Origin of the sequence: Silanimonas sp., from assembly GCF_027531545.1 — a bacterium.
In the GTDB taxonomy this organism is placed as follows: domain Bacteria; phylum Pseudomonadota; class Gammaproteobacteria; order Xanthomonadales; family Xanthomonadaceae; genus Silanimonas.
Map to the genome: position 1 here is coordinate 456,010 of NZ_JAPZSC010000016.1, position 24,822 is coordinate 480,831.

The 24,822-nt window shown below is 68.2% G+C and carries 22 protein-coding genes; 5 read left to right on the plus strand and 17 right to left on the minus strand.

The genetic code is table 11. The annotated features are described in order from the left end of the window. Positions 1-3: 3 nt before the first annotated feature. Complete coding sequence (locus O9280_RS11125) at positions 4-792, minus strand: enoyl-CoA hydratase-related protein (protein WP_298342424.1); 789 nt, start codon at positions 790-792, stop codon at positions 4-6. A 148-nt stretch (positions 793-940) separates the two neighbouring features. On the opposite strand from O9280_RS11125, the gene O9280_RS11130 reads away from it, so the two are divergent. Genes O9280_RS11130 through O9280_RS11140 form a run of 3 tightly spaced genes read left to right on the plus strand, consistent with a single transcriptional unit; the run spans position 941 to position 3,302 of the window. Next, the gene (locus O9280_RS11130) at positions 941-1,192 is read left to right on the plus strand and encodes a FeoA family protein (RefSeq protein ID WP_298342427.1); all 252 of its coding nucleotides are present in this window, start codon (positions 941-943) and stop codon (positions 1,190-1,192) included. 44 nt (positions 1,193-1,236) lie between these two features. Next, on the plus strand, positions 1,237-3,081 hold the full coding sequence (locus O9280_RS11135; RefSeq protein ID WP_298342508.1) for a ferrous iron transporter B: 1,845 nt from the start codon (positions 1,237-1,239) through the stop codon (positions 3,079-3,081). Then, positions 3,081-3,302, plus strand: coding sequence for a DUF6587 family protein (locus tag O9280_RS11140; RefSeq protein ID WP_298342430.1), 222 nt, complete (start codon positions 3,081-3,083; stop codon positions 3,300-3,302). The genes O9280_RS11135 and O9280_RS11140 overlap by 1 nt, the downstream gene beginning before the upstream one ends. Positions 3,303-3,326: 24 nt before the next feature. Here O9280_RS11140 and O9280_RS11145 read toward each other — a convergent pair whose 3' ends face one another. The 11 genes from O9280_RS11145 to O9280_RS11195 form a co-directional block, all read right to left on the minus strand. Continuing rightward, a complete protein-coding gene (locus O9280_RS11145; protein WP_298342433.1) occupies positions 3,327-4,949 on the minus strand; it encodes a carboxyl transferase domain-containing protein in 1,623 nt (540 codons plus the stop codon). A gap of 107 nt (positions 4,950-5,056) precedes the next feature. Continuing rightward, a complete protein-coding gene (locus tag O9280_RS11150; protein WP_298342435.1) occupies positions 5,057-5,359 on the minus strand; it encodes a hypothetical protein in 303 nt (100 codons plus the stop codon). A 152-nt stretch (positions 5,360-5,511) separates the two neighbouring features. Further along, positions 5,512-6,687: an acetyl-CoA C-acyltransferase gene (locus tag O9280_RS11155; RefSeq protein WP_298342438.1), complete on the minus strand. Its 1,176-nt coding sequence runs from the start codon at positions 6,685-6,687 to the stop codon at positions 5,512-5,514. A gap of 99 nt (positions 6,688-6,786) precedes the next feature. Beyond that, positions 6,787-7,617, minus strand: coding sequence for a hypothetical protein (locus O9280_RS11160; protein WP_298342441.1), 831 nt, complete (start codon positions 7,615-7,617; stop codon positions 6,787-6,789). After that, positions 7,614-7,859 (minus strand): hypothetical protein, encoded by a 246-nt coding sequence (locus O9280_RS11165; RefSeq protein ID WP_298342444.1) that lies wholly within the window; start codon positions 7,857-7,859, stop codon positions 7,614-7,616. Before O9280_RS11165 ends, O9280_RS11160 begins: the two co-directional genes overlap by 4 nt. A gap of 10 nt (positions 7,860-7,869) precedes the next feature. Beyond that, a complete protein-coding gene (locus O9280_RS11170) occupies positions 7,870-9,651 on the minus strand; it encodes a flotillin domain-containing protein (protein ID WP_297865958.1) in 1,782 nt (593 codons plus the stop codon). A gap of 70 nt (positions 9,652-9,721) precedes the next feature. After that, positions 9,722-10,378: a YqiJ family protein gene (locus O9280_RS11175; RefSeq protein WP_298342447.1), complete on the minus strand. Its 657-nt coding sequence runs from the start codon at positions 10,376-10,378 to the stop codon at positions 9,722-9,724. A 6-nt stretch (positions 10,379-10,384) separates the two neighbouring features. After that, positions 10,385-11,065, minus strand: a complete 681-nt coding sequence (locus O9280_RS11180) for a PspA/IM30 family protein (RefSeq protein WP_298342450.1) — start codon at positions 11,063-11,065, stop codon at positions 10,385-10,387. Further along, positions 11,062-11,580 carry a hypothetical protein gene (locus tag O9280_RS11185; protein WP_298342452.1) on the minus strand — a complete coding sequence of 173 codons (519 nt, stop codon included), beginning with the start codon at positions 11,578-11,580 and terminating at the stop codon, positions 11,062-11,064. Before O9280_RS11185 ends, O9280_RS11180 begins: the two co-directional genes overlap by 4 nt. A gap of 100 nt (positions 11,581-11,680) precedes the next feature. After that, positions 11,681-12,325 (minus strand): response regulator transcription factor, encoded by a 645-nt coding sequence (locus O9280_RS11190; RefSeq protein ID WP_298342453.1) that lies wholly within the window; start codon positions 12,323-12,325, stop codon positions 11,681-11,683. Then, on the minus strand, positions 12,322-13,491 hold the full coding sequence (locus O9280_RS11195; protein ID WP_298342455.1) for a histidine kinase: 1,170 nt from the start codon (positions 13,489-13,491) through the stop codon (positions 12,322-12,324). Before O9280_RS11195 ends, O9280_RS11190 begins: the two co-directional genes overlap by 4 nt. Before the next feature lie 144 nt (positions 13,492-13,635). Between O9280_RS11195 and O9280_RS11200 the strand changes: the two genes are divergently transcribed. Beyond that, complete coding sequence (locus O9280_RS11200) at positions 13,636-14,337, plus strand: hypothetical protein (RefSeq protein WP_298342457.1); 702 nt, start codon at positions 13,636-13,638, stop codon at positions 14,335-14,337. Positions 14,338-14,393: 56 nt separating this feature from the next. Here O9280_RS11200 and O9280_RS11205 read toward each other — a convergent pair whose 3' ends face one another. The 4 genes from O9280_RS11205 to O9280_RS11220 all read right to left on the minus strand — a co-directional run bounded on the left by O9280_RS11205 (position 14,394) and on the right by O9280_RS11220 (position 19,404). Next, positions 14,394-15,551, minus strand: coding sequence for an isovaleryl-CoA dehydrogenase (locus O9280_RS11205; RefSeq protein ID WP_298342459.1), 1,158 nt, complete (start codon positions 15,549-15,551; stop codon positions 14,394-14,396). Between the two features lie 19 nt (positions 15,552-15,570). Further along, a complete protein-coding gene (locus O9280_RS11210; RefSeq protein ID WP_298342461.1) occupies positions 15,571-16,158 on the minus strand; it encodes a hypothetical protein in 588 nt (195 codons plus the stop codon). Between the two features lie 2 nt (positions 16,159-16,160). Next, complete coding sequence (locus tag O9280_RS11215) at positions 16,161-17,258, minus strand: Glu/Leu/Phe/Val dehydrogenase dimerization domain-containing protein (RefSeq protein ID WP_298342463.1); 1,098 nt, start codon at positions 17,256-17,258, stop codon at positions 16,161-16,163. Between the two features lie 109 nt (positions 17,259-17,367). Then, entirely contained in the window at positions 17,368-19,404 is a 2,037-nt protein-coding gene (locus O9280_RS11220; protein ID WP_298342465.1) for a TonB-dependent receptor, read from the minus strand. A gap of 147 nt (positions 19,405-19,551) precedes the next feature. Here O9280_RS11220 and O9280_RS11225 point away from each other — a divergent pair, with 147 nt between their 5' ends. After that, on the plus strand, positions 19,552-23,004 hold the full coding sequence (locus tag O9280_RS11225) for a methylmalonyl-CoA mutase family protein (protein ID WP_298342467.1): 3,453 nt from the start codon (positions 19,552-19,554) through the stop codon (positions 23,002-23,004). Between the two features lie 70 nt (positions 23,005-23,074). Here the strand turns inward: O9280_RS11225 and O9280_RS11230 are convergent, their stop codons facing one another. Further along, complete coding sequence (locus O9280_RS11230) at positions 23,075-24,709, minus strand: DUF3427 domain-containing protein (RefSeq protein WP_298342469.1); 1,635 nt, start codon at positions 24,707-24,709, stop codon at positions 23,075-23,077. Positions 24,710-24,822: the final 113 nt, after the last annotated feature.

A 24,822-nucleotide genomic window follows, 5' to 3' on the forward strand; every position in this document is an offset into this window, starting at 1 on the left:
GGCTCAGCCCACCCAGCGCGGCGCGCGCTTGTCGAGGAAGGCGCCCAAGCCTTCTTGGCCTTCCGGCGACACGCGCAGGCGGGCGATCAGGCGCGCGTTCTCCGCGTCGACGCGTTCGGCCTCCTCGCGGGCCATGCCGCCCATGCGCAGGGCCAGCGTCTTCGCTTCCGCCTGCGCGATGGGGCCGCCCTTGCCGAGCCAGTGCAGCTCGCGGTCGACGGCCTCGTCGAGTTCCGCGGCCGGCACGCAGCGGTGCAGCAGGCCGATGCGCGCGGCTTCCGGCGCTTCGAACACTTCCGCCGTCTGGAACAGCTTGCGCGCCTGCCGAGCGCCGATGGCAGCTACGACGTAGGGCGAGATCACCGCGGGCACGAGGCCGAGCTTGGCTTCCGACAGCGAGAATTTCGCGCCCTCGACGGCGATGGCGATGTCGCAGCAGGCGACGAGCCCGACGCCGCCGCCGTAGGCCGAGCCGTTGACGCGGGCGATCGTCGGCTTCGGAAAGAAGTTCAGCGTGCGCATCAGCCGCGCGAGTTCCAGCGAGTCGGCGAGGTTCTCGGCTTCGCTCGCCTTGGCCATGCCGCGCATCCAGTGGAGGTCGGCGCCGGCCGAGAAGGTGCTGCCTTGGCCGGTCAGCACGAGGGCGCGCACGCCGTCATCGGCGGCCAGCGCGTCCAGCACTGTGTTCAGGGCGCCGATCAGGCCGGCGTCGAAGGCGTTGTGCACCTCGGGCCGTGCGAGGGCCAGCCAGGCGACGGCGCCGCGCCGCTGCAGGTCGATGGGATGGGACACGCGTCCTCCGGAGGGGGCGGATGGGCTCCGGCCGAGGCCGGAAAGCCCCCGATTCTAGCGACTGCGCCCGCCTCGCCGACGTTGGTGGCCGGGTCGGCGTGCCGTGATGGAAATGTCTACAATGAGAACGATTCTCATGGACCAGCCCATGACCCTGCTTGATCTGCCCACCGGCAGCACCGCCACCGTCGCCGCCGTTGACGACGTCCATGCCAACGACGCGATCGCCCGCCGCTTGCGCGAGCTCGGTTTCGTCGCTGGCGAGCCGGTGCGCGTGGTGACGCGCGGTCCCTTCGGTGGTGACCCGCTGCTGGTGCAGATTGCGGGCACGCGCTTCGCGCTGCGTCGTGTCGAAGCCGCCCGCGTGCGGCTCGCCGAAAGCACGGGGGCGCAGCCGTGATGCAGGCCGTGCAGGGCGAGGCGCGTGCCCCCGCCGGTGCACGAATGCTGCGCGCCGCGCTCGTCGGCAATCCGAACTGCGGCAAGACCGCGCTGTTCAACCGCATCACCGGCAGCCGGCAGAAGGTGGCGAACTACGCGGGCGTCACCGTCGAGCGCAAGGAAGGCCGCGCGCGGCTCCCTTCGGGCCGCGAACTGGCGATCCTCGATCTGCCCGGTGCCTACAGCCTTCAGGCGGCCAGCCTCGATGAAGCGGTGACGCGCGATCTTTTGCGCGGCTTCTATCCCGGTGAACCGGCACCGGATTTGCTGCTCTGCGTCGTCGATGCCACCAACCTGCGCCTGCACCTTCGCTTCGTGCTCGAGCTGAAGGCGCTGGGCAAGCCGATGCTGGTGGTTCTGAACCTCGTCGATGCCGCGAAACGGCGCGGCATTGCCATCGACATCGCGCGCCTGTCCGCCGAGCTGGGCGTTCCCGTGGTGCCCACCGTCGCCGTGCAGCGCGGCGGTGCGGACACGTTGCTGGCGGCGATCGATGCCGGCGAGGCGCGCCTGCCGCCGACGGTCGCGGCGACCGCGACACCCGACGCCGATGCCCTCCATGCCGAAGTGCATCGCCTCCTCGATGCCGCGGTGCGGACGCCGCCGGCGGGCCTCACCACCGAAGACCGCCTGGACCGCATCGCCTTGCACCCGGTGTTCGGATTCGTGCTGCTGGCGGCGGTGATGTTCCTGATGTTCCAGGCCGTCTATGCCTGGGCCGAACCGCTGATGGGCGGCATCGAATCCGCCACCGCGTGGCTGGGCGCCACGGTCGCGGCGTGGATGCCGGCCGGGCCGCTGAAGAGCCTCGTCGTCGATGGACTGATCGCCGGGCTCGGCGGCGTGGTCGTGTTCCTGCCGCAGATCCTGATCCTGTTCCTCTTCATCCTCGCGCTCGAGGAGAGCGGCTACCTGCCGCGCGCGGCCTTCCTGCTCGATCGCGTGATGGCGGGCGTCGGGCTGTCGGGGCGCAGCTTCATCCCGCTGCTTTCGAGCTTCGCCTGCGCGGTGCCCGGCATCATGGCCACGCGCAGCATCCAGGACCCGCGCGACCGCCTCGCCACCATCCTCGTCGCGCCGCTGATGACCTGCTCCGCGCGCCTGCCGGTGTACGCCCTGCTCATCGGTGCCTTCATCCCGCAGCGCGACGTGCTGGGCGTGTTCAACCTGCAGGGCCTCGTGCTCTTCGCGCTCTACGCCGCGGGCATCCTCTCTGCGCTCGCCGTGTCGTGGGTGATGAAGCGCTGGCGCCGCGACACGCGCGAGCACGCGCTGCTGCTGGAGCTGCCCGCCTATCGATGGCCGAACCCGCGCGACGTCGCCATCGGCCTCTACGAACGCGCCGCGATCTTCCTGAAGCGCGTGGGTGGCATCCTGCTCGCGCTCACCGTGCTGCTGTGGTTCCTTGCCAGCTATCCCGCGCCGCCCGCCGGCGCGACCGGTGCGGCCATCGACCACAGCTTCGCCGGGATGATTGGGCACGCCATCGCCCCGCTGTTCGCGCCGCTCGGCTTCACCTGGCAGATCTGCATCGCCCTGATCCCGGCGATGGCCGCGCGCGAAGTGGCGGTCTCGGCGCTGGCCACGGTCTACGCGATCAGTGCGGTCAGCGACGACCAGGCCGGCGCGCTGGCGCCCCTGATTGCGAACGACTGGTCGCTGGCCACCGCGCTCGCGCTGCTGGTGTGGTTCATCTATGCGCCGCAGTGCATCAGCACGCTGGCCACCATCAAGCGCGAGACCAACAGCTGGCGGCAGACGGGGATCGCCACGGCTTACCTGTTCGCGCTGGCCTATGGCGCCACCTTCATCACCTACCAGCTCGCCGTGGCGATGGGGGCGGGGTGATGGCCCAGGAGTTCATCGTTGCCCTGCTGGTGTTGGCCGCCGCGGCCTTCGTGCTGCACGACCGCGCGCCGCGGCTGAGCCGTCGGCTTCGCGTTGCGATGGCCGTGCCGCTGGTGCGCGAGGGGAGGCCCGCTTGGGTGAAGCGGGCAGGGCGCTGGATCGCGCCACCGCGCGTCGCGTCGAAGGGTTGTGGTGGCTGCACCGGCTGCGAGCCGGGTTGATCGTCCCGGCCGGCCTTTTGCCGGTTACATCCGGAACACGCCGTAACGCTGCTCCGTGGTGGAGGTGCGCTCGATCGGCGCGTTCAGCGACGCCGACAGCGCGAGGCCCAGCACCCGACGGGTGTCGGCCGGGTCGATGATGCCGTCGTCCCACAGGCGTGCCGTCGCGTAGTACGGGCTGCCCTGCGTCTCGTATTGCTCGCGGATCGGTGCCTTGAAGGCCTCTTCCTCGTCGGCGCTCCAGGCCTTGCCTGCGGCCTCGAGGCCGTCGCGCTTGACCGTCGCGAGCACGCTGGCGGCCTGCTCGCCGCCCATCACGCTGATGCGCGCGTTCGGCCACATCCACAGGAACCTTGCTCCATAAGCCCTGCCGCACATCGCGTAGTTGCCGGCGCCGAAGCTGCCGCCGATCACCACGGTGAACTTCGGCACGTGCGAGCAAGCCACGGCGGTGACCATCTTCGCGCCGTCCTTCGCGATGCCGGCGTTCTCGTACTTCCGGCCGACCATGAAACCGGTGATGTTCTGCAGGAAGACCAGCGGGATGTTGCGCTGGTTGCACAGCTCGATGAAGTGCGCGCCCTTCAGCGCGCTCTCCGCGAACAGGATGCCGTTGTTGGCGATGATGCCGACGGGGTAGCCATGCAGGTGCGCAAAGCCGCACACCAGCGTGGTGCCGTAGCGCGCCTTGAACTCCTGGAACTCGCTGCCGTCGACGAGCCTCGCGATCACCTCGCGGATGTCGAAGGGCTTGCGCGTGTCCTTCGGCACCAGGCCGTAGAGCTGCTCGGCGGGATACTGCGGCTCGCGCACGGGCTGCGTGGCGACGGTCGGCGCCTTCTTGCGGTTGAGGTGGGCCAACACGTCACGGGCGATGGCCAGTGCGTGGCGGTCGTCCTCGGCGTAGTGGTCGGCCACACCGGAGATGCGCGTGTGCACGTCGGCGCCACCGAGCGCTTCGGCGTCGACGACTTCGCCGGTCGCGGCTTTCACCAGCGGTGGACCGCCGAGGAAGATCGTGCCCTGTTCCTTGACGATGATGGATTCGTCGCACATCGCCGGCACGTAGGCGCCGCCGGCAGTGCAGCTGCCCATCACCACCGCCACCTGCGGGATGCCGAGGCCGCTCATGCGCGCCTGGTTGTAGAAGATGCGGCCGAAGTGCTCCTTGTCCGGGAATACCTCGTCCTGCAGCGGCAGGAAGGCGCCGCCGGAATCGACGAGGTAGACGCAGGGCAGGCGGTTTTCGAGGGCCACCTCCTGCGCGCGAAGGTGCTTCTTCACCGTCATCGGGAAGTAGGTGCCGCCCTTGACCGTCGCGTCATTGGCGACGACGACCACCTGCTGGCCATGCACGTTGCCGATGCCGCAGATCATTCCGGCGGCCGGCGCCGCGCCGTCGTACAGGCCTTCGGCAGCGAGCGGCGCGATCTCAAGGAAGGGCGAGCCCGGGTCGAGCAGCGCCTCGATGCGCTCGCGGGGCAACAGCTTGCCGCGCTCCGTGTGCTTCGTCCGGGCTTTCTCGCCGCCACCCTCCGCCGCGCGCGCGAGCCGCTGCGCCAGTTCGTCGACGTTGGCCTTCAGCGCTTCGGCGTTGGCGAGGAAATCCGCTGATCGCGGATCGATCTGGCTGTGCAACTGGGGCATGGGTCAGGAGGCAGGGGGAGCGGCGAGAGAGCGCGATGTTAGCGTCTGGGCGAAAAAAAACCGCCGGGCAAGCCCGGCGGTTTTCGGCGAAGTACTCGCAGCCCGAATTACTGGGCCGGGGTCTCTTCGGCCGGGGCTTCTTCAGCGGCCGGCTCGACGGCAGCAGCGGCGTCGGCGGCAGCGCCTTCGACAGCAGCAGCGGCGTCGGTGGCGGCGCCTTCGACAGCAGCGGCGGCGTCGGTGGCAGCGGCGTCAGAGGCCGGGGCCATTTCTTCAGCGGCCGGGGCTTCAGCAGCCGGGGCTTCAGCAGCCGGAGCTTCGGCGGCCGGGGCGGCTTCTTCAGCCGGCTTCGAGCAGGCGGTCAGGGCCAGAGCGACGGCCAGAGCGAGCAGCGACTTGTTCAGCGACATGGAATGAGTCCTCGTCTACACGGGTAGTTAATAAGAAAAACGTGCGCATTCATCCGCGCACGTTGTATTCATCATGACAAGAACCCGACCGTAGTCAAGCCCTTGACCGTCCCTTTTTCGGGGGGTGGCCGCCACCCCCGAAAGTCACGGGATCAGGCGAGCTCGATCGCCACCGCCGTCGCCTCACCGCCGCCAATGCAGAGCGCCGCGATGCCGCGCTTGCCACCGGTCTGGGCCAGGGCGTTCAGCAGGGTGACCAGCAGGCGGGCGCCCGAGGCACCGATCGGATGGCCGAGGGCGCAGGCACCGCCATGGATGTTCAGCTTGGCGTGCGGGATGCCGAGCTCGCGCATCGGCGCCATGGCGACGACGGCGAAAGCCTCGTTGACCTCGAACAGGTCGACGGAATCCACCGTCCAGCCGGCCTTGTCCAGTACCTTCTGGATGGCGCCCACCGGCGCCGTGGTGAACCACTCCGGGGCCTGCGAGTGCGTGGCGTGCGCCACGACACGGGCGATGGGCGTGGCGCCGAGGGCCTTGGCTTTGTCGGCCGAGGCCAGCACCAGCGCAGCGGCGCCGTCATTGATCGACGAGGAAGCCGCGGCGGTGATGGTGCCGTCCTTCTTGAAGGCCGGCTTCAGCGTCGGGATCTTCTCGATGTTGCAGCGGCCCGGCTGCTCGTCCTGGTCGATGGCGGTGTCGCCCTTCTTGCCGGCCACGATCACGGGGACGATCTCGGCCTTGAACTTGCCTTCGGCCTGCGCGGTCTGTGCGCGGCGCACCGACTCGGCGGCGTAGGCGTCCTGCTCCTCGCGGGTGAAGGTGTACTTGGCGGCGCAGAGCTCGCCGAAGCCGCCCATCGGCTGCTTGTCGTAGGGGTTGGTGAGGCCGTCCCACGCCATGTGGTCGAGCATTTCGGCGCTGCCGTAGCGGATGCCGGTGCGCGAGCCGTTCAGCAGGTGCGGGGCGTTGGTCATGCTCTCCATGCCGCCGGCGACGACGACGTCAGCCGAGCCGGCCTTGATCAGGTCGGCGCCCAGCATCACGGCCTTCATGCCCGAACCGCAGACCTTGTTGATCGTCGTGGCGCCCGCAGCGGCGGGAATGCCGGCGGCCAGCATGGCCTGACGCGCCGGGGCCTGGCCGAGGCCGGCCGGCAGCACGCAGCCCATGATCACTTCGGAGACCGCGTCAGCGGCGACGCCGCTCTGCTCGAGGGCGCCCTTGATGGCGGCCGCGCCGAGCGTCGGGGCCGGAACCCCCGTGAATTGACCAAGAAGAGCGCCGAGGGCGGTGCGCTTCGCACCGAGGATGACGATGTCCGACATGGGGAAGTCCCGGGGAGGAAAACGCGATTATCCGCCCCGGGTGGTTTCAGCTGCAAACGTATACAGGCCGACCTTCGGGCAGGGAGCAGCCCGTCATGGTCACCAGGGCAGCAGCCCGTAGTAGTCGCTTCCGGACGGCGGACTACCGTCCTCCTTGCGGAAGGCACCCTCGCGATGCACCAGCGTGAGCGCTCTCGAGGTCGGCCGCGATTGGGCGACCGCGGGCTCGACGGCGAACTCCTCCGCGTCCTCGCGCATCGAAATGGCGCGCCAACCGCTCGCCTGTCGAGCGCCCGGCGACAGCGTGCTCGTCGTCTCGATCCAGCGCGAGCCGCGGCACTGCACGCTCACGCAGCCCTCGATCGCTTCCTGCCGGTATCGGGCCAGCCCCAGCACGCGGCGGAACCCCTTGCCCTCGGGCACAAACAGGGCGAATTCGTCGCCCCACCGGTTGTCGGGGGCGCTCGACCCGGGAGCTGACTGGCTGACCGCCACACCAATCACGCCGCCGCCGGGGGCGAGGTCATGGAAGCCGGTATCGAGCGTGAACTCACCGCCGCGGAACAGCGTCGTCGCGTCCTCGATGGCGCTGGCCGTCACGTGGTGTCGCAGGCTGTTGCCCGCATCCAGCGTGGCGAGGACGAAGGCATAGCCCTCGCCGTCGCCGCCTTCCGTATACGAACGCGTCGCGTCGTCGCGGAAGCTGCCGATGACGTGCATCGCCCCTTTGGCGTCGCCCGGCACGGCGACGCAATCCAGCTGCAGCAGCGTGCCTTGCGACGCCGAAGCCGTCGCGGCATCCGCCGCCAGTGCGCGACGCAGGGTGGCCTCGATGCCGTCCCGGCACGAGGGGCCCGGCACGTCGTCGGCGTGCCCCGGGCCGGCGAGGCCGGCCAGAAGCAGCGCGACGAGGCCGGCGCGCGATGTCACGCCGGCACGCCGTGCTTGGCGCGCACCTCGGCCATCCGTGCGCGCACGGCGGGGCGGAGTTCGCCCTGCTCGGCGCGGCGGAACACGTTGGCCAGCACGCGCTTCTCGTCGTCGTCGACGACGTTGTCGCGCAGCGCGAGGCCGAGCAGGAAGTTGAGCTCCTCGAGGTCGAGCTTGCCGTCGTCGGTGAACACCTCGATCGAGGCCAGTGCGATGTCCAGGTAGCTGCGGGAATTCGCCATGGTCGTCTCCTTACGCGTCGGTGCCGCGGCTCGGGCCGCTGGCGTGGGGAGCCTTCAGGCCGGCGGTCAGGCCGGCCGTGAGGCCATTGAGGTCGGCGCCGCTCAGGCCGACGTCCTTCATCAGCGAATCGACCAGCGGCGCGTGGGCGCGGTAGCGCAGCGCGCTGGCGACCACCTGCTCGGCGAGGTTGCCCTGCGCGGCATTGCCTTCGCCCGAGGCGGCGAGCGAACCGTTCGCACCTCCGGCGTTCAAGCCGTCGACGTTGATGATCTTGATGCCGTCGATGGCCTCCATCGGACGGACGCTCTCGCGGATGATGTCGGGCAGGTGCTTGAGCAGCGCCAGGCGCAGCTGCATCTCGATCTGCTCGGCCGACAGCGTGTTCGCCGCGGCATTGACCGCCTTGGCGCCGTCGGCATCGACGCGGTAGCGCACTTCCGCCGCTTCGGCGCGCAGCTTCTCGGCCGCGGCTTCCGCCTCGGCTTCGATGCGCTTCTGGTCGGCGTTGGCCGTCGCCAGCGTGCGGATGGCCTCGGCCTTCTCGGCGGCCGCCTGCTTCTCGGACTCGGCGGCGATGGTGATGGCGATCTGCTCGCGCTCGGCTTCTTTCGCCGCTTCGACCAGCTCGATGCGCTTCTGGCGCTCGGCGCGCTCGACCTCACGCACGGTGTCGACTTGCTCCTGTGCCTTCACGGCGTCGGCGCGGGCGATGTCCGCGGCCGCCTGGGCTTCCGATTGCGCGCGCGACTTCTCGGCAATGGCGATCGCCTTCTCCTGCTCGGCAAGCTCGACGATCTTCTTCTGGTTGACCTCGGCCGTGTTGACGTTCTTGGTCTTCTCGATCTCGCGTTCCTTCAGCTGCTGGTCCATCGCGATGCGCTGCTCCTCGACCGCGCGCTGGGCGGCGATCTTGGCCGAGTCGACCTGCTGCTGGGCGGTGATCTTCGCGCCCTCGGCCTCCTGGGTCTTCTGCGCCTGCTCGCGGGCGATTTCGGCCGACTGCGCGGCGCGGCGGATCTCCACCTCGCGCTCCTGCTCGAGCTTCGCGTATTCCTCGTCGCGCTGGATCTGCAGGCGCTGCTGCGAGGCTTCGAGGTTCATGCGCTGGATCTGGACTTCCGTCTGCTGCTCGATCTCGTTGCGCTTCTTGCGGCGCAGTTCGATGGCTTCCGTCAGCTTCGTCAGGCCCTCGGCGTCGAAGGCATTGTCCGGGTTGAAGAATTCCTTGCCCGTCTGGTCGAGGCCGGTCAGCGAGACCGACTCCAGCTCGAGGCCGTTCTTGAGGATGTCCTCAGACACCACCTGCTGCACCTTCTGGACGAACAGCGTGCGCTGCTCGTGCAGTTCCTCCATGCCCATCTCGGCAGCCACCGAGCGCAGGGCGTCGACGAACTTGCCTTCGACCAGCTCCTTCAGCGACTCCGGTTCCATCGTCTTCATGCCGAGGGTCTGCGCGGCGTTGGCGATCGACTCCTCGACCGGCTGCACGCGCACGTAGAACTCGGCCTGCACGTCGACGCGCATGCGGTCGCGGGTGATCAGCGCCTGCTCGCGGGCACGCTGCACGTCGAGCTTCAGCGTGTTCATGTTGACGCGGATGATCTCGTGCAGCACCGGGAACACCAGCGCGCCGCCGTTGACGATGACCTTCTGGCCACCGAAGCCGGTACGGACGAACGAGACTTCCTTGGTGGCGCGGCGGTACAGCCGCGAGAGCACCAGCATGACGAAGAGGATGAAGCCGAGGCTGGCACCGGCAATCAGCACGATGCCCATGAAATCAAGACCCATGGCGGTGGAACTCCTTGTGGCGGGGGACGAACGTGGGGGATGGAACGGGGGGGGGGGACGCTTCGGGGCGTCAGGGGGAAAGAGCGGGGTTGGCGTTGGCGATGCAGCGATAGACGGCCCCGTCGCGGGAGACGAGGAGCACCTGGCTGCCCTGGGCGTGGCTGGCGCCGGCCTCGTCGGGCTCGACCAGCACGTAGTGCTGGCGACCGAAGCGGTCGCGCACCTTGGCTTGCGCCGCGGAGCCGGCGGTCGCTTCGCCGAGGACGATCGTGGCGACGCGCCCGACCAGCTCTTCCTGCGAGATCGACTGGGTTTCGTCGCGGGGCAGGGCTCGGGCGAAGAAGCTGCCGAACAGGCGGGTGCCGCCGAAAGCCGGGACAACCGCCAGTGGCGCGAGCAGCCACGCCGGTAGCGTGAAGCCCGACACGCCGTGCACCAGCATCTGCACCGAGAGACCCACCACTCCGAAGACCAGCAGGAAGGTGGCCAGCAGGATCAGCGCAGGCACCTTGCCGAAGTGCAGCCAGCCGAGGAAGCGGTCGAGCGCGCTGGAGTAGCCCGCCACCTCGGCGGCGTCGGAGGCCGAGGGGTCGAGCCACTCGTCGAGCACGCCGGAGGCGCTGAAGCCGGTGACCATGCCAAGCCCTTCGATCAGGCCGAGCATGACCACCATCAGCAGCGCGACGACGAAGGGCAGGTTGCCGCCCGCGGTCAGGAAGTCGAGCATCGCGACTCAGTCCGCCTTCTTCGACTTGATCTGCGCCAGGCGCTCCTGGATGCGGTTGGCGCGCGACAGCGCTTCGAGTTCAGCGAGGCGCGCGGCATCGGCACCGCTCGGCGTCGAACCCGGCACGCCACCGGCACGTTGCATCACGCGCGAGAAAGCGGTCTCGGCTTCGCTGACGCGGCGTGCGGGCGAGGGGCCGCTGCCGGCGGCGGCGCCACCGGCGGCCTGCGCGGCCGCGGCGGCCTTCTGCGCGGCGCGGAACTGCTGCAGTTCGCCTTCCAGCTCACGACGGCGCGCGGTGAGCGCGGCCACGTAGCCTTCCAGCTCCTTCTGCTGGCTCTGCGCCTCGGTGATGGCGTTCTCCAGCACCGGGATCTGTGCCTCGATGTCGAACTGCTTGGCGATGGCGGCCTCCGCGAGGTCCTCGCGGTTCTGCGCGACGGCCAGCTCGATCTGGTCGCCCAGCGTCTCGTGCTTCTGGTTCTCCTCGGCGAGGCGCTTGGTGGCGAGGTGGCGCGTGGCCAGGACCTTGCCGAGCTCGGCGCGCACGTCGTCGGTGGCGCCGTCGATCTCGCGCAGCGCCTGCTCCATCACCATCTCGGGCGCGGCATCCTCGACCGCATTGATCAGGGCATTGACCGAGCCGGCGATCAGCCGGCCGACGCGGGTGGAAATGGCCTCTTTCATGGAGAACTCCTTTCAGGCGAGCTGCGATGGTGAAGGATGACCGTGCCCAGCTCCAGCACGGAATCGATGCGCCGTGCGACCACGTCGGGCACATAGCAGGGGGCGGTTCGGGTGACGGCCAGCCGGAGCAGGCCTTCGAGCAAGGCCAGAGCGCGGTCGGCCACGCGGGCTTCGAGGGCCAGGAAATCGGCGTCCTTGGGCTCGGTGCCGGGGCCGGCCACCAGCAGGCCGGCGATCTCCGGCACGCGCTGCAGGGCTTCGGCCAACAGGGCGCTGCGCCGGCCGGTGTCGAGCTCGAAGCGGCGGATGGCTTCCACGGTCGGTGCCAATTCGCCATGCAGGCGCTGGACCGCAGAGGCCGCATCGGCGCGGGCCTCCGCCGCATCCCGGGCCTCGGCGAGGAGGGCGCGGAGCTTTTCGCTGGGGGTGGTGGCACCGCGCCGTTCGAGGCCGGCCAGGAACGCGGCGTCCTCGTCGGAGATGCGAACACTCAGCAGGGTGGTCTTGGGGCTCATGGGAGGCGCCGGCAACGAACGTATGACAAACGTACACGAATAGATTCGCGTGTCAACACGCCCGTCGATCCCGCCGCTCCCTTCCAGCCGTAGCCCCGCCTCAGAGCAGCCGCTGGCTGATCGCCTTCATCACCGCATGCGTGCGGTCGCGGCAGTCGAGCTTCACCAGCAGGTCGGAGATGTAGTTCTTCACCGTGCCCTCGGAGAGGTGCAGCACGCGGCCGATCTCCTTGTTCGAGTAGCCGCCGGCCACGAGCTTCAGGATGCTGGCTTCGCGTTCGGTGAGGTGGGGTTGGCCCGCGCCGCGCTCGGCCGGCAGCAGGGCGCGCACCGGGCCCAGCGAAACGGGTTGCAGCAGGGTCTCGCCGCGGGCCACGCGATCGATGGCGTCGTGCAGGTCCTCCGGCGCGGCGTCTTTCAGCAGGAAGCCCTGCGCGCCAGCCTCGATGGCGGCCAGCATCAGTGCGCTGTCGTCGAAGGTGGTCAGCAGGATCACCGGCGTGGCGTCGCCGCTTTCGCGCAGGGCGCGGATCAAGCCGATGCCGCCGAGCCCGGGCATGCGGATGTCGCTGACGATCACGTCCACCGGGCGCTGCGGCAGGGCGGCAATCAGCCGTTCCGCATCGGGGCTTTCGAGCGCAACGTCGAAACCGAGGTCGACGAGCAGGGCCGAGAGGCCTTTCAGCACCAGCGCCTGGTCGTCGGCCAGGGCGATTCGCGTGCGCGCGGCGTCGGGGCGGTTCATGCGGGCACCCCCGCGGCGACGGCGGGCAGTTCGGCGCGGAAGCGCAGGCCCTGCGGCGCGCAGGCTTCGATATGCAGTTCGCCGCCGAAGGCTGCGAGGCGCTCGCGCATGCCGCGCAGGCCGTTGCCCTCCGCCAGCGGCAGCCGCCCATGGCCGTCGTCTTCCACGCTCAGGCGCAATCGGCCGTCGACGGTGTCGACGCGCAGCGCCACGTGCGAGGCCTGCCCGTGGCGCAGCGCATTCGTCAGCCCCTCCTGGGCGAAGCGCAGCAGCACTTCGGCCTGCGCCACCGAGGCCACCCGGGCCTGCTCGCGGCCCTGCAGGTCGATGCGCACACCCGGCAGCGGCCGGGCGAGGGCGGCGAGGGCGTCGCCGAGCTGGATGCCGTCGTGTTGTCGCAGTTCGCTGACCACCGCGCGGATGTCGGCCAGCAGTTCGTCGGCCAGCTGCAGGGAAATGGCGAGCTCCTCGCGGCCGGCGAAGCTGGGATCGCGGTGCAGCGCGCGCAGGTGCAGCTTCAGGGCGGTGAGCTTGTGGCCCGCGACGTCGTGGAGCTCGCGCGACAAGCGCAGGCGCTCGTCGCTGCGCGTGGATTCCTCGAGCAGGCGCTGGGTGGCCTGCAGCTCGGCGTTGAGGTCGGCCAGCGCATCGCCGCGACGTTCGCTGCGCTCCGCGTACATCGCCGTCAGGGCGGCGAAGGCCTGGAAGCCGAGCATCGGAAGGATCGAGAGCAGCAGGTCGTCGAGCTCGAAGCCGCGCACGCGCCACAAGGCGAGCACCGCGGCGTTCAAGACCACGAGGATGGTCGCGGCGAGTGGCAATGAGAGGATCGTGAACAGCTGGCCGGAGACGATGATCAGCAGCACCGACACGCCGGCCGAGCCGAGCAGGTGCTGGGCCACGACGACCATCAGGCCCTGCGCAAGCAAGGCAGCGATGGCGCGCGATCGATGCCGTGCATGGTCGATCACGTGCGCGGCCTGCAGCACGAACAGCACCAGCATCGCGAGCAGGGCGCCGAACCCCAGCCACACGCCGACGTCGCCGCGAGCGAGGGCCGCGGCCGGCACCGCGCTTGCGGTGATGCCGCCCCAGGTGATGTAGGCCGCCCAACTCAAGGGAGCGAACAGGCGGGTGCGATTGCCGCGGGCGAATTCGGAGTTCATGCGCACAGTATCGGTGCGCGCACGCCCGGATTTCGCCCTCCCTAAGGCGAAGGTGACTTTCCTCACCCCTCGCAGGTGCCAACCGGCACCTCGGCGCCGCGGTGCGCGATGCGGAGACTGGCGGCACCCCCAAGGAGAGCCGTCATGTACCGCGCCATCGTCATCGCCCACATCGCCTGCGGCGTCATCGCCCTCGCCACCTACTGGTTGGCCGGCCTGTCGAAGAAGGGCTCGCCGCTGCATCGCGGCGCGGGCAAGGCCTACCTGCTCAGCATGATCGGCGTCGTCGCCAGCTCGGTGGTCATGGCCGGCTTCGCTTTCGCCCGCGAGATGGTCGTCATCGCCACCTTCCTCGCCTACCTCGTGGTGATCACGGTGACGGCGATGGCCCTCGGCTGGTTGGCCCTGCGCCGCAAGCGCGACCAGGCGGCGTACCGCGGCCTCGGCTACCGCGCCGCCGCGCTGCTGAACGTGGTGAGCGGCCTCGCGGTGTTCGCCTTCGGCATCCAGCAGGGCAACGCCTTGCTGATGGGCTTCAGCTGGGTCGGCATCATCATCGGCGGCCAGATGCTGTGGCGCGCGTGGAAGCCGCTGGCCGAGGCCAAGTGGTGGCTGCGCGAGCACATCGGCGCGATGTTGGGCTGCGGCGTGGCCACCCACATCGCTTTCCTTGGCATCGGCATCCGCCGCCTCACCGACGCGATGGGCGTGCAGGTCGACCTTGGCCTGGTGGCCTGGTTCGCACCGTTGGCGGTGTCTTTCCTCGCCGGGCTGTGGCTGGAACGGAAGTACCTCGCGAAGCCCGCCGCTGCTGCAGTGCGGAGGACCGAGGCCGCCAGCGCCTGAAACGGCAAGGCCCGGGGATCCCGGGCCTTGCTTGATTCCGCAGTCGTTGTTTGAACTCAGGCGTTGCCGGCGAACAGCTCTCGGCCGATCAGCATGCGGCGGATCTCGTTGGTGCCTGCACCAATCGCGTACAGCTTCGCGTCGCGCAGGATGCGCCCGGTGTCGTACTCGTTGATGTAGCCGTTGCCACCCAGCGTCTGGATGGCTTCCAGTGCCACCTGCACGGCCGATTCCGAGGCGTGCAGCAGGCAGCTCGCGGCGTCCACGCGGCTCTTGTGGCCGGCGTCGTAATCGCGGCCCACCTGGTAGGCGAAGGCGCGGCTGCTCTGCAGCGCGGTGTACATGTCGGCGATCTTGCCCTGCATCAGGCCGAAGGTACCGATGGCGGCGTCGAACTGCTTGCGCTCGCGCACGTAGGGCAGGGCGATGTCCATCGCTGCCTGCATCAGGCCGAGCGGGCCACCGGTCAGCACGAGACGCTCGGTGTTCAGGCCGCTCATCAGCACCTTGACGCCCTTGTGCACTTCACCCAGCACGTTCTCGGCGGGGATCTCGCAATCCTCGAACACCAGTTCGCAGGTGTTGCTGCCGCGCATGCCGAGCTTGTCGAGCTTCTGCGCCGTGGAGAAACCCTTCATGCCCTTCTCGACGAGGAAGGCCGTCATGCACTGGCTGCCGGCCTCCTTGCCCGCGGTGCGCATGTAGACGATCAGCACGTCAGCCTCGGGGCCGTTGGTGATCCACATCTTGTTGCCATTGGCGACCCACACGTCGCCACGCAGCTCGGCGCGACAGGCCATCGAGCCCACCACGTCGGAGCCAGCGCCCGGCTCGCTCATCGCCAGCGCGCCCACCCACTCGCCGCTGCACAGCTTGGGCAGGTACTTCGCGCGCTGCGCGGCGTTGCCGTTGACGTAGAGGTTGCTCACGCACAGGTTGGAATGCGCGCCGTAGCTCAGGCCCACCGAACCCGAGGCGCGGCTGATCTCTTCCATCGCCACGAGGTGCGCCAGGAAGCCCATCTCGCTGCCGCCGTACTCGCCGGGCACGGTGATGCCCAGCAGGCCCATCTCGCCCAGCTTCCGCCACAGATCGGCCGGGAACAGGTTGTCGTGGTCGATCTGCGCGGCGCGCGGCGCGATTTCGCTCTCGGCGAAACGGCGGACGGCGTCGCGGAGGGCATCGATGTCGTCGGAGAGGGGGAAGGGGCGCATGGGGGTCCGGAAAGAGGGATCAGGCGAACAGCAGCATCGCGACGAGGCCGACGACGAGGAGCAGGAGCAGGGCGAGGGCGATCCAATCGCCGACCGTGCGTTTGTAACGCACCTGCGGTGTGGCGCGGATGATCGCGGCGTAGTCCGGAGCGAGGACGCGACGGCCTTTCTCGCACCAGATCAGATAGAGGATGTAGGCGTGGATCAGCGTACCGACCGGAATGGCTAGCAGGCCCAGCATGGAAATCGGCGTGCCGACGTACTTCACCCAGGGCGAAAGCGTGCGGTAGCCGTAAGCGAGCGCGCCCGCCGCGGCGGCGAGCAGCCCGATGAGCACGCCGCCGCCGACCACGCCGGCCAGCTGGCGGGCGTTGCCCGGGCCGCCATCGACGCCGGGCATCAGCACGGCGACGAGGGTCAGCAGCATCATCACCGCGCCCAGCCCGAACAGCAGCCCGACGGATTTCAGCTGCCGCTCGTGGCCGATGTGGGCTTCGCGGATGGCGACGGCATCGTCGCGCGGCGGCGCGGCGAACTCGAGGTTCGCCGCGGGCGGGCGGTACGCGTCGGCGGTGCCGAGCGTGGGTTCCTTCCGCTCGGCGCCCATGCTCAGCCCTTGCGACCCATGAACTGCGGTCGTGCCGAGCCGAGGTGCGGCAGCTTCAGCTTGCCGATGCTGTTGATGCGCTCTTCGGCCATGCGGTCGGCGGCGCGGAAGGTGGGGATGCCCTCGCGCTTGCTGATCTCGAAGATGCGGCCGAGGTTGTAGTAGATCGTCCGCATCATGCGCATGGCGCGCTCGCGGTTGTAGCCGTCGATCTCGAGCGAGACGTTCATCAGGCCGCCGGCGTTCACCGCGTAGTCCGGCGCGTAGAGGATGCCGCGGTTCGCCACTTCCAAGCCGATCTCGTCGTTCGCCAGCTGGTTGTTGGCGGCGCCGCAGATGATCTTGCACTTCAGGCGCGGCAGGGTGGCCGCGTTCACCGTGCCGCCGAGGGCGGTCGGCGAGTAGACGTCGGCGTCCACGTCGTAGATCTCGTCGAGGGCCACGGCCTCGCAGCCGAACTCGTCGACGGCGCGCTGCACGGCGTCCTTGTTGATGTCCGTGACGAACACCTTGGCGCCCTTCTCGCGCAGCAGCTTCACGAACTCCATGCCCACGTGGCCCACGCCCTGCACGGCGTAGCTGTACTTGCCCACGTCCTCGTTGCCGAACTTCACGTTCAGCGCGGCCATCAGGCCCTGCACGGTGCCGTAGGCGGTGAACGGCGAGGGGTCGCCCGAGCCGCCATGCACCTGGTGCACGCCGGTCACGAACTCCGTCTCGCGGAACACGTATTCCATGTCGTTGACGTCGATGCCGACGTCCTCGGCCGTGATGTAGCGGCCGTTGAGCGAATTCACGAAGCGGCCGAAGGCGCGGAACAGCGCTTCCGACTTGTCCTTGTTCGGGTCGCCGATGATCACGGCCTTGCCGCCGCCGAGGTTCAGGCCGGACACCGCCGCCTTGTAGGTCATGCCGCGCGAGAGGCGCAGCACGTCGTTCACCGCATCCTGCTCCGTGGCGTAGGGCCACATGCGCGTGCCACCGAGGGCCGGGCCCAGCACGGTGTTGTGGATGGCGATGATGGCCTTCAGGCCGGCATCCGGGTTGTGGCAGAACACCACTTCCTCGTGGCCGGTCTTGGCGAGGGTTTCGAAGATCATGCGGGGGCTCCGGATAGGCAAAGCCGCCGGGGGTACCCGGCGGCGGCGCGCATTGTAAAGCAATTGCTCTAGGCGAGCCTCGGAGCAGGCCAGTGGCGCCCGGGCGCCATCAATCGAACGCCCATTCCAGGCCCAGCTGCCACTCGCGGCCCGGCAGCGGCAGTTCGCGGGCGACGTGCCCCGTTCGCGGGTTCACGCCGAGCCCGCCGGCCACGTCGATGTCCACGCCGCGGGCGTTGAAGAGGTTGTCGGCGTGCAGCCACAGGCGCAGCGCGGCGCTCGGGCGCCAGTTCACCTGCAGCATCACCCGCGGGTCGTTGGCCTCGGTCTGGAAGCCCTCGCGCGAACGCCAGTGCGCGCCCACGGTGGTGTCCCATGTCTGCACGGGCAGCCAGTTCACCAGCAGGCTCGCGGTCTCGTGCGAGACGAACTGCCCGGGCGGCGCCTCGGCCATGCTCGCGGGCAACCGGTAACGGTCCTCGAGGATCGTCGAGCCCGCCAGGTGCAGCCGCCATTGCGGCGAGGGCGTCCACAGCGCCACCGCCTCCACGCCCTCGGTGTGCTGGCGGCCGGCATTCACCGTCGTCGCCGTGATGCCATTGAGTGGCACCACCACGAAGCCGTCCTCCGCATCGCGGTGGTAGTAGGTGCCGGAAAGCAGCCAATCGCCAGCCTGATAGCGCCCCAGCAGTTCGGTGGTGCGCACCTGCGTGGGCTTCAGGTCGGGCGCGCCGGCGATCACCGGGTTGTTCTGCAGGAAGAGCTGGCCCAGCGAGGGCGCGAAGAAGGCCTCCTGCACCAGCAGCTTCATCGTGTAGCGCTCGCCCGGCGTCCACACCCAGGCCGCGCGCGGCGACAGGGCCGAACCGCTCTGCTCGTAGTCGTCGTAGCGCGCGCCGAGCACCAGGCGGTGGTCGGGGGCGACGCGCCAATCGTCCTCGATGAAGGCCGCGCTCATGCGGTCGCGGGCGCCGTCGGCGACGAAGCGCAGGCCCGTGCTTTCGAAACCCTCCAGCGGGAAGAACAGTGGGCCCAGCGTGTAGTTGGCCTGCAGGTCGGCCTGCGTGGTGCGGCCGGACTGCGTCTCGCCGCCGAAGGTGAGCGTGTGCGCGCCGAAGCTGCGCTGCAGCGTGAGCCCCCCCGACTGGTTGCGGTGGGTGAGCACGCCGCGCTGGCGGAAATCCTGGCTGGTGAACGGCCCCGTGCGCTCGCTTGCCACCACCGCACTCAGCGCATAGCGCTGGCGCAGCGCGCTGGCGAAGCCTTCGAGGCGCCAATCGCCGAGGTCCACCTTGCCGCTGTAGCGCCACCAGGTGGCCGTCAGTTGGCTCTCGTCGCCGGGATTGATCGAACCGTTGAGGCCGTAATAGCCCTCGATGTCGGACTCGTGGTGCAGCACCTGCAGCCCGTGGCTGCCGCGGCCGAGGTCGAGGATGGCGGTGCGCGTCATGGACGATTCGGTGCTCTCCGAGACCCGGCCGAAGCGGTCGAACAGCCCCTCGTAACCCGGCGTCTCGTCCTCTTCCTGCGTGGCGCGCAGGTCGAGCCGCCACTCGCCGTGGCTTGCGCCAGTCATCACCTGCGCCGCACGGCCGCCCTCCGACGACACACTGGCGCCCACCAGGCCGTCGCCGCGGCGGGTCACCACGTTCACCACCTCGTCGCTGGGGCCGCCGCCGAAGCGCGCGCCGCCGGGGCCGCGGATGATCTCGACGCGTTCCACCATCGAAAGCGGGAAATCGCGCACCACGCCCCAGGCCCGAACGGACTGCATGGTGTTCACCCGCTGGCCATCGATGGCCAGCAGGCCGCCGCCGGCCGTGCCGGGGTTGCCACGCAGCACCGTGCGGTTCTCGAGGCCCGTGGCGGCCACCCGCGAGGTGTAGGCGCCGGGCACCCAGTTCAGCACCTCGTGCAGGTGGCGGAAGCCCAGCCGCTCCAGCTCCTGGCGTTCGAGGACCGTGATGCTGGCCGTGGCGTCGCGCAGGGAGCTGGCGTTGAAGCTGGCCGCGCTGACGTCGATCTCCAGCAGCTCGTCGAGGCTGAGGTCGAGCAGGGCCGGGTCCTGCGTGCGCGCCGCCGCCATGGCAGGCCCCATCACTGCGAGGGCAAGCACGATGGCGATGGCCAGTCCGTTCTGGGGCATGGGGGGCTCGTGGGCTGCGGCAATGCAGCATACCCGGCGTTCACACCGTCATGGCAAGGGCGGCGAGCGGGGAGGGAACGTCAAGACCTGCGAACCCGCCCTAGAAGTTAAACTCGCCGCCTTTCCCGCAATCGCGACGTGGCCGCCATGAGCACCCCCGCCAGCCAGATCCCCCAGAACGCCGCCGAAGCCACCCCTCTGCGCTTCGTCACCGCCGCCTCGCTGTTCGACGGCCACGACGCCGCCATCAACGTGATGCGCCGGCTGATCCAGTCGCAGGGTGCCGAGGTCATCCATCTCGGGCACAACCGCTCGGTGGAGGACGTGGTGCGCGCCGCGCTGCAGGAGGACGCCGACGGCATCGCGCTCTCCAGCTACCAGGGCGGCCACACCGAGTACTTCAAGTACATGGTGGACATGCTGAAAGAGCGCGGCGCCGGCCACATCCGCGTGTTCGGCGGCGGCGGCGGCACCATCACGCCGGAAGAGATCGCCGAGCTGCAGGCCTACGGCGTGGAGCGCATCTACCACCCGAACGACGGCATGCAGATGGGCCTCGTCGGGATGATCGAAGACCTCGTGCGCCGCGCGCACCAGCACCGCCAGCCCACGCAGAAGCCGACGGCCGTCGAGGTGCAGGACGAGATCGCCGTGGGCCGCATGCTCTCGGCCATCGAAGAGGGCCTGATTTCGGAAACCGAGCTCGCCACCCTGCGCAAGGGCTGGCAGCTGGCCGGCGGCAAGATCCCGGTGGTCGGCCTTACCGGCACCGGCGGCGCGGGCAAGAGCTCGGTCACCGACGAGATCATCAACCGCTTCCTGCAGGCCTTCCCGGCCATGCGCATCGCGGTGATCTCGGTCGACCCGACCCGCCGCCGCACCGGCGGCGCGCTGCTGGGCGACCGCATCCGCATGAACTCACTGCGCTCGCCGCGCGTGTTCATGCGCTCGATGGCCACCCGCCGCCAGCACGTGGCCACCAATGCCGTGCTGAAGGACTGCATCGCCTTCCTGCGGGCCTTAAGCTACGACCTCGTGCTGGTGGAAACCGCCGGCATCGGCCAGAGCGATTCCGAGATCGTCGACCTCGTCGACTTCCCGGTGTACGTGATGACCAGCGACTACGGCGCGGCCAGCCAGCTCGAGAAGATCGACATGCTCGACTACGCCGAGCTGGTGATCCTCAACAAGTTCGACCGCCGCGGCGCCGAAGACGCCCTGCGCGACGTGCGCAAGCAGTGGAAGCGCAACCGTGTCGCCTTCCAGATGCCGGACGACGAGGTGCCCGTCTACCCGACGATCGCCTCGCAGTTCAACGACCCCGGCGTCAGCTGGATGTTCGCCAACCTCTGCCAGCGCCTGAAGGCCAAGCTGGGCGAGGGCATCGCCAGCAACGCCTGCGATTTCGCCCCGCCCATCGATACGGCCTTGAAGGAACCCCGCGCCACCGTGCTGATCCCCGGCGCGCGCATCCGGTACTTGGCTGAAATTGCCGAACAGGGTCGGCGCATCAATGGCGAGATCCTGCGCCAGCGCGAAGCCGCCGAGCGCGCCCAGGCCTGCTGGGCCGCGCTGCAGGAGCTGGCCGACCCGAAGCTGCCCAAGGCCCTCGACCTCTACACCACGGACGGCCTCGCCGAACCCGGCGACCGCTCGCTCACCACCCTGCGCCAGCGCTACAACGACGCACTGAACTCGCTCACCACCGAAAGCCTCGCCCTGCTGCGCGCCTGGCCGGAACGGCTGAAGTCGGTCACCGACGAGTTCAACGAATACAAAGTGCGCGACAAGGTCATCCGCGTCGAGAACTACCGCGAATCCCTGAGCCACCAGAAGATCCCGAAGATCGCCGCCCCGCAGTGGAAAAGCTGGGGCGAGCTGCTGGTGTTCCTGAGTAAGGAAAACCTGCCCGGCCATTACCCCTACACCGGCGGCGTCTACCCCTACCGCCGCAGCGGCGAAGACCCCATCCGCATGTTCGCGGGCGAGGGCACGCCGGAGCGCACCAACCGCCGCTTCCATTACCTCAGCCTCGGCCAGCCGGCCGCGCGCCTCTCCACCGCGTTCGACAGCGTGACGCTGTACGGCGAAGACCCGGCCGAGCGCCCGGACATCTACGGCAAGATCGGCAACAGCGGCGTCTCCATCGCCACGCTGGACGACATGAAGAAGCTGTACTCCGGCTTCGACCTGTGCGCGCCCAGCACCTCGGTGAGCATGACGATCAATGGCCCCGCGCCGATCATCCTCGCGATGTTCATGAACACCGCCGTCGACCAGCAGGTGGAGAAATACCTGAAGGCCGACGCGGCGCGCTGGGCGCAGGCCGAAGCGACGATTGCCAAGCTGTTCGAAGGCCGCACGCGCCCCGTTTATTCCGGCGGCCTGCCCGAGGGCAACAACGGCCTCGGCCTGGGCCTGCTGGGCGTGATCGGCGACCAGGTGCTGGATGCCGAGACCTACGCCCGCATCAAGGCCGAAACCCTGAGCACCGTGCGCGGCACCGTGCAGGCCGACATCCTCAAAGAGGACCAGGCGCAGAACACGTGCATCTTCAGCACCGAGTTCGCGCTGCGGATGATGGGCGACATCCAGCAGTACTTCGTCGACCAGAAGGTGCGCAACTTCTACTCGGTGAGCATCTCGGGCTACCACATCGCCGAGGCCGGGGCGAACCCGATCTCGCAGCTGGCCTTCACGCTCAGCAACGGCTTCACCATCGTCGAGTACTACCTCGCGCGCGGCATGAAGATCGACGACTTCGCGCCCAACCTGTCGTTCTTCTTCAGCAACGGCATGGACCCGGAGTACACCGTCATCGGCCGCGTGGCCCGCCGCATCTGGGCCCGCGCCATGCGCGAGCGCTATGGCGCGAACGAGCGCAGCCAGATGCTGAAGTACCACATCCAGACCAGCGGCCGTTCCCTGCACGCGCAGGAGATCCAGTTCAACGACATCCGCACCACGCTGCAGGCCCTGTACGCGCTGTTCGACAACTGCAACAGCCTGCACACCAACGCCTACGACGAAGCCATCACCACGCCGACGGAAGAGAGCGTGCGCCGCGCCGTGGCCATCCAGATGATCATCAACAAAGAGCTGGGGCTGAACTTCAACGAGAACCCCTGGCAGGGCAGCTTCGTGGTGGACCAGCTCACCGACCTGGTGGAGGAGGCCGTGTACAAGGAGTTCGAGGCCATCAGCGAGCGCGGCGGCGTGCTGGGCGCCATGGACACCATGTACCAGCGCGGCAAGATCCAGGAAGAATCGCTCCACTACGAGCACAAGAAGCACGACGGCAGCCTGCCGCTGGTGGGCGTGAACACCTTCCTTGGCAAGGACCACGGCGGCGAGATCACCACCACCATCGAGCTGATCCGCAGCACCGAAGACGAGAAGGGCCAGCAGATCGCCAACGTGCGCACCTATCAGGGTGCGCGGAATGACGGCGCGGCCGACGGGCTAAAGCCCCTGCAGCAGACTGCCCGGATGCGCGAGAACCTGTTCGAAGCGCTCATTGAAGCGGTGAAGACCCACAGCCTCGGTCAGATCAGCCATGCGCTGTATGAGGTGGGTGGGGAGTATCGGCGGAATATGTGACCTGCCTGCCGACTGCTCAGGCCATTCGATGCAGTGGGAGAAGATCGATGGTCTTCCCCCATTCGCTCGTTTAGCTCACGGCGGCGGCGAAAGCGGCAAAGAGATCGCCGGGTAGGTCGACATCTAGCTTCCAATGGATTGCCATGGGTCGATCTCCCGTGTGTGATTGATATCGCCCCGGGCCGAGCAGCCAAAACGCCCGCTCGTCCGGAGACAGCCTCGCGAAGAGAAGTACCGTGCTTCCGCGGCTTTCGTGCTCTTGGTATCGCAATCCCGTTTCGCTCGTAGAGCGCGTTGTTGACTGGCTTTCCCAGTGAACCGCTGAGCGGCTGACTGCGTAGTCCCGGTATCGAGTCGTTGGGGAGAAGCGATTGCCGGATTTGTCGAAGGTAGAGGCCAAGAGGTCAACGTTCTCTTGGGGTATCCAGCGGACCCCTTCGAACCAAAGCGGCAGTCGGTAGCTGCTCCCATCTGAAAGAGAAGCAAGGATTTCCCGTCGCGAGTAACGCGCGTGGACTAGGAGTGGTGCCTCTGGATGGCTTTGAAGCTCTGCTTGAAGATGATCCACTCGTTCCTTCAGTAAATCGAGAAGCTCCATAAGCTCCGAAACGACCTGTGGATGGTCATGCAGAAGGCGCAATGACTGCTCCACGGTCTCTGGCTGTGGTGTGACCTTTTCAAGCATGACTGCCGTAAGCATGTGAGCACATCGGCGCTCTTTCAGACTCTTTCTGCCTAAGTCAGTCCACGCGTTGGGTTTCAGAAGAGTGAGACAGGTGGTGGGACGATCCACATCATTGATGTGAAGCATTCGGCCAATCGCTTTGCGAAGAGTGCTTTCGTGAGGCCCGGCCGGGAGGGTCGGCAATCCCGCGTCTTCTATAAGCTTTGACCAGCAGTGGTCGTCGGAGTAAATCTCTTCGAGGGCAATCCCGGATTCTTCCAGAAAGACACGCAGCGAAAGCTCATTGCCTGACTCCTTGACGCGGCGCGCTTCCGCGACCTTTTGCCTCCACTGGTTCGGAACGCTGGACCTCAAGCTTGCGAGGATTCGCTCCTTCGCGACCATATCCAGCTGCATGTCGCATCCGCTCGGGAGGTAAGGGAATCCTTGTTCGATCTGCTCGATGAGCCGCTTCCGGCCGCCTGGGATTAGTGCCCCGAGGCGTTTGTCAAATCGAAACTCCCTTCTGTGCTGGGCCACAAAGTCGAGGACGGTGCAGGTGGACTTTCCTTGCTCCTTCCGAAGGCCGCGGCCAAGCTGCTGGAGAAAGACGATCGGACTTTCTGTTGGACGGAGGAGGATCAGGGTATCAACGGACGGAATGTCGATTCCTTCGTTGAAGAGATCAACGGAGAAGACGGCCTGGATGGCCCCGGATCTGAGCCGATGGAGCGCGTCGGCGCGTTCCTCAGTTGTGCTCTCGGCTGACACGGCGGTTGCGTTAATGCCCGCTGCATGGAAGTGCTTCGCCATGAACTGCGCATGCTTGACGGAAACGCAGAATCCGAGGGCCTTCATCGATTTGGCGTTTGGGACGATTCGCCTTAACTGCTCAATAACAAGGCGTGCTTTGGCGTCGTCTGCAGTCAGAACGTTGGTCAGTTCATCAATGGCGTATCCAGTCCCTCGTCGCCACGTAACTCCGGAGAGGTCGTTCTGATCCGATACCCCGAAGTGAATCGCCCCGGTTTTGATGGACACCTCCACGCCGTACATTACGGCATTCACGGAGGTGGTTATGGGTGGCAAGAAGTACACGACCGAGTTCAAGGTTGAGGCGGCCAAGCAGGTGCTCGATCACGGGCGACCGGTTC

Bases quoted from the DNA above. Each gene is read 5' to 3' on its own strand.
- O9280_RS11130 (WP_298342427.1), top strand. From the start codon at position 941: ATGACCCTGCTTGATCTGCCCACCGGCAGCACCGCCACCGTCGCCGCC.
- O9280_RS11135 (WP_298342508.1), top strand. From the start codon at position 1,237: ATGCTGCGCGCCGCGCTCGTCGGCAATCCGAACTGCGGCAAGACCGCG.
- O9280_RS11140 (WP_298342430.1), top strand. From the start codon at position 3,081: ATGGCCCAGGAGTTCATCGTTGCCCTGCTGGTGTTGGCCGCCGCGGCC.
- O9280_RS11145 (WP_298342433.1), bottom strand. From the start codon at position 4,949: ATGCCCCAGTTGCACAGCCAGATCGATCCGCGATCAGCGGATTTCCTC.
- O9280_RS11150 (WP_298342435.1), bottom strand. From the start codon at position 5,359: ATGTCGCTGAACAAGTCGCTGCTCGCTCTGGCCGTCGCTCTGGCCCTG.
- O9280_RS11155 (WP_298342438.1), bottom strand. From the start codon at position 6,687: ATGTCGGACATCGTCATCCTCGGTGCGAAGCGCACCGCCCTCGGCGCT.
- O9280_RS11165 (WP_298342444.1), bottom strand. From the start codon at position 7,859: ATGGCGAATTCCCGCAGCTACCTGGACATCGCACTGGCCTCGATCGAG.
- O9280_RS11170 (WP_297865958.1), bottom strand. From the start codon at position 9,651: ATGGGTCTTGATTTCATGGGCATCGTGCTGATTGCCGGTGCCAGCCTC.
- O9280_RS11175 (WP_298342447.1), bottom strand. From the start codon at position 10,378: ATGCTCGACTTCCTGACCGCGGGCGGCAACCTGCCCTTCGTCGTCGCG.
- O9280_RS11180 (WP_298342450.1), bottom strand. From the start codon at position 11,065: ATGAAAGAGGCCATTTCCACCCGCGTCGGCCGGCTGATCGCCGGCTCG.
- O9280_RS11185 (WP_298342452.1), bottom strand. From the start codon at position 11,580: ATGAGCCCCAAGACCACCCTGCTGAGTGTTCGCATCTCCGACGAGGAC.
- O9280_RS11190 (WP_298342453.1), bottom strand. From the start codon at position 12,325: ATGAACCGCCCCGACGCCGCGCGCACGCGAATCGCCCTGGCCGACGAC.
- O9280_RS11195 (WP_298342455.1), bottom strand. From the start codon at position 13,491: ATGAACTCCGAATTCGCCCGCGGCAATCGCACCCGCCTGTTCGCTCCC.
- O9280_RS11200 (WP_298342457.1), top strand. From the start codon at position 13,636: ATGTACCGCGCCATCGTCATCGCCCACATCGCCTGCGGCGTCATCGCC.
- O9280_RS11205 (WP_298342459.1), bottom strand. From the start codon at position 15,551: ATGCGCCCCTTCCCCCTCTCCGACGACATCGATGCCCTCCGCGACGCC.
- O9280_RS11210 (WP_298342461.1), bottom strand. From the start codon at position 16,158: ATGGGCGCCGAGCGGAAGGAACCCACGCTCGGCACCGCCGACGCGTAC.
- O9280_RS11215 (WP_298342463.1), bottom strand. From the start codon at position 17,258: ATGATCTTCGAAACCCTCGCCAAGACCGGCCACGAGGAAGTGGTGTTC.
- O9280_RS11220 (WP_298342465.1), bottom strand. From the start codon at position 19,404: ATGCCCCAGAACGGACTGGCCATCGCCATCGTGCTTGCCCTCGCAGTG.
- O9280_RS11225 (WP_298342467.1), top strand. From the start codon at position 19,552: ATGAGCACCCCCGCCAGCCAGATCCCCCAGAACGCCGCCGAAGCCACC.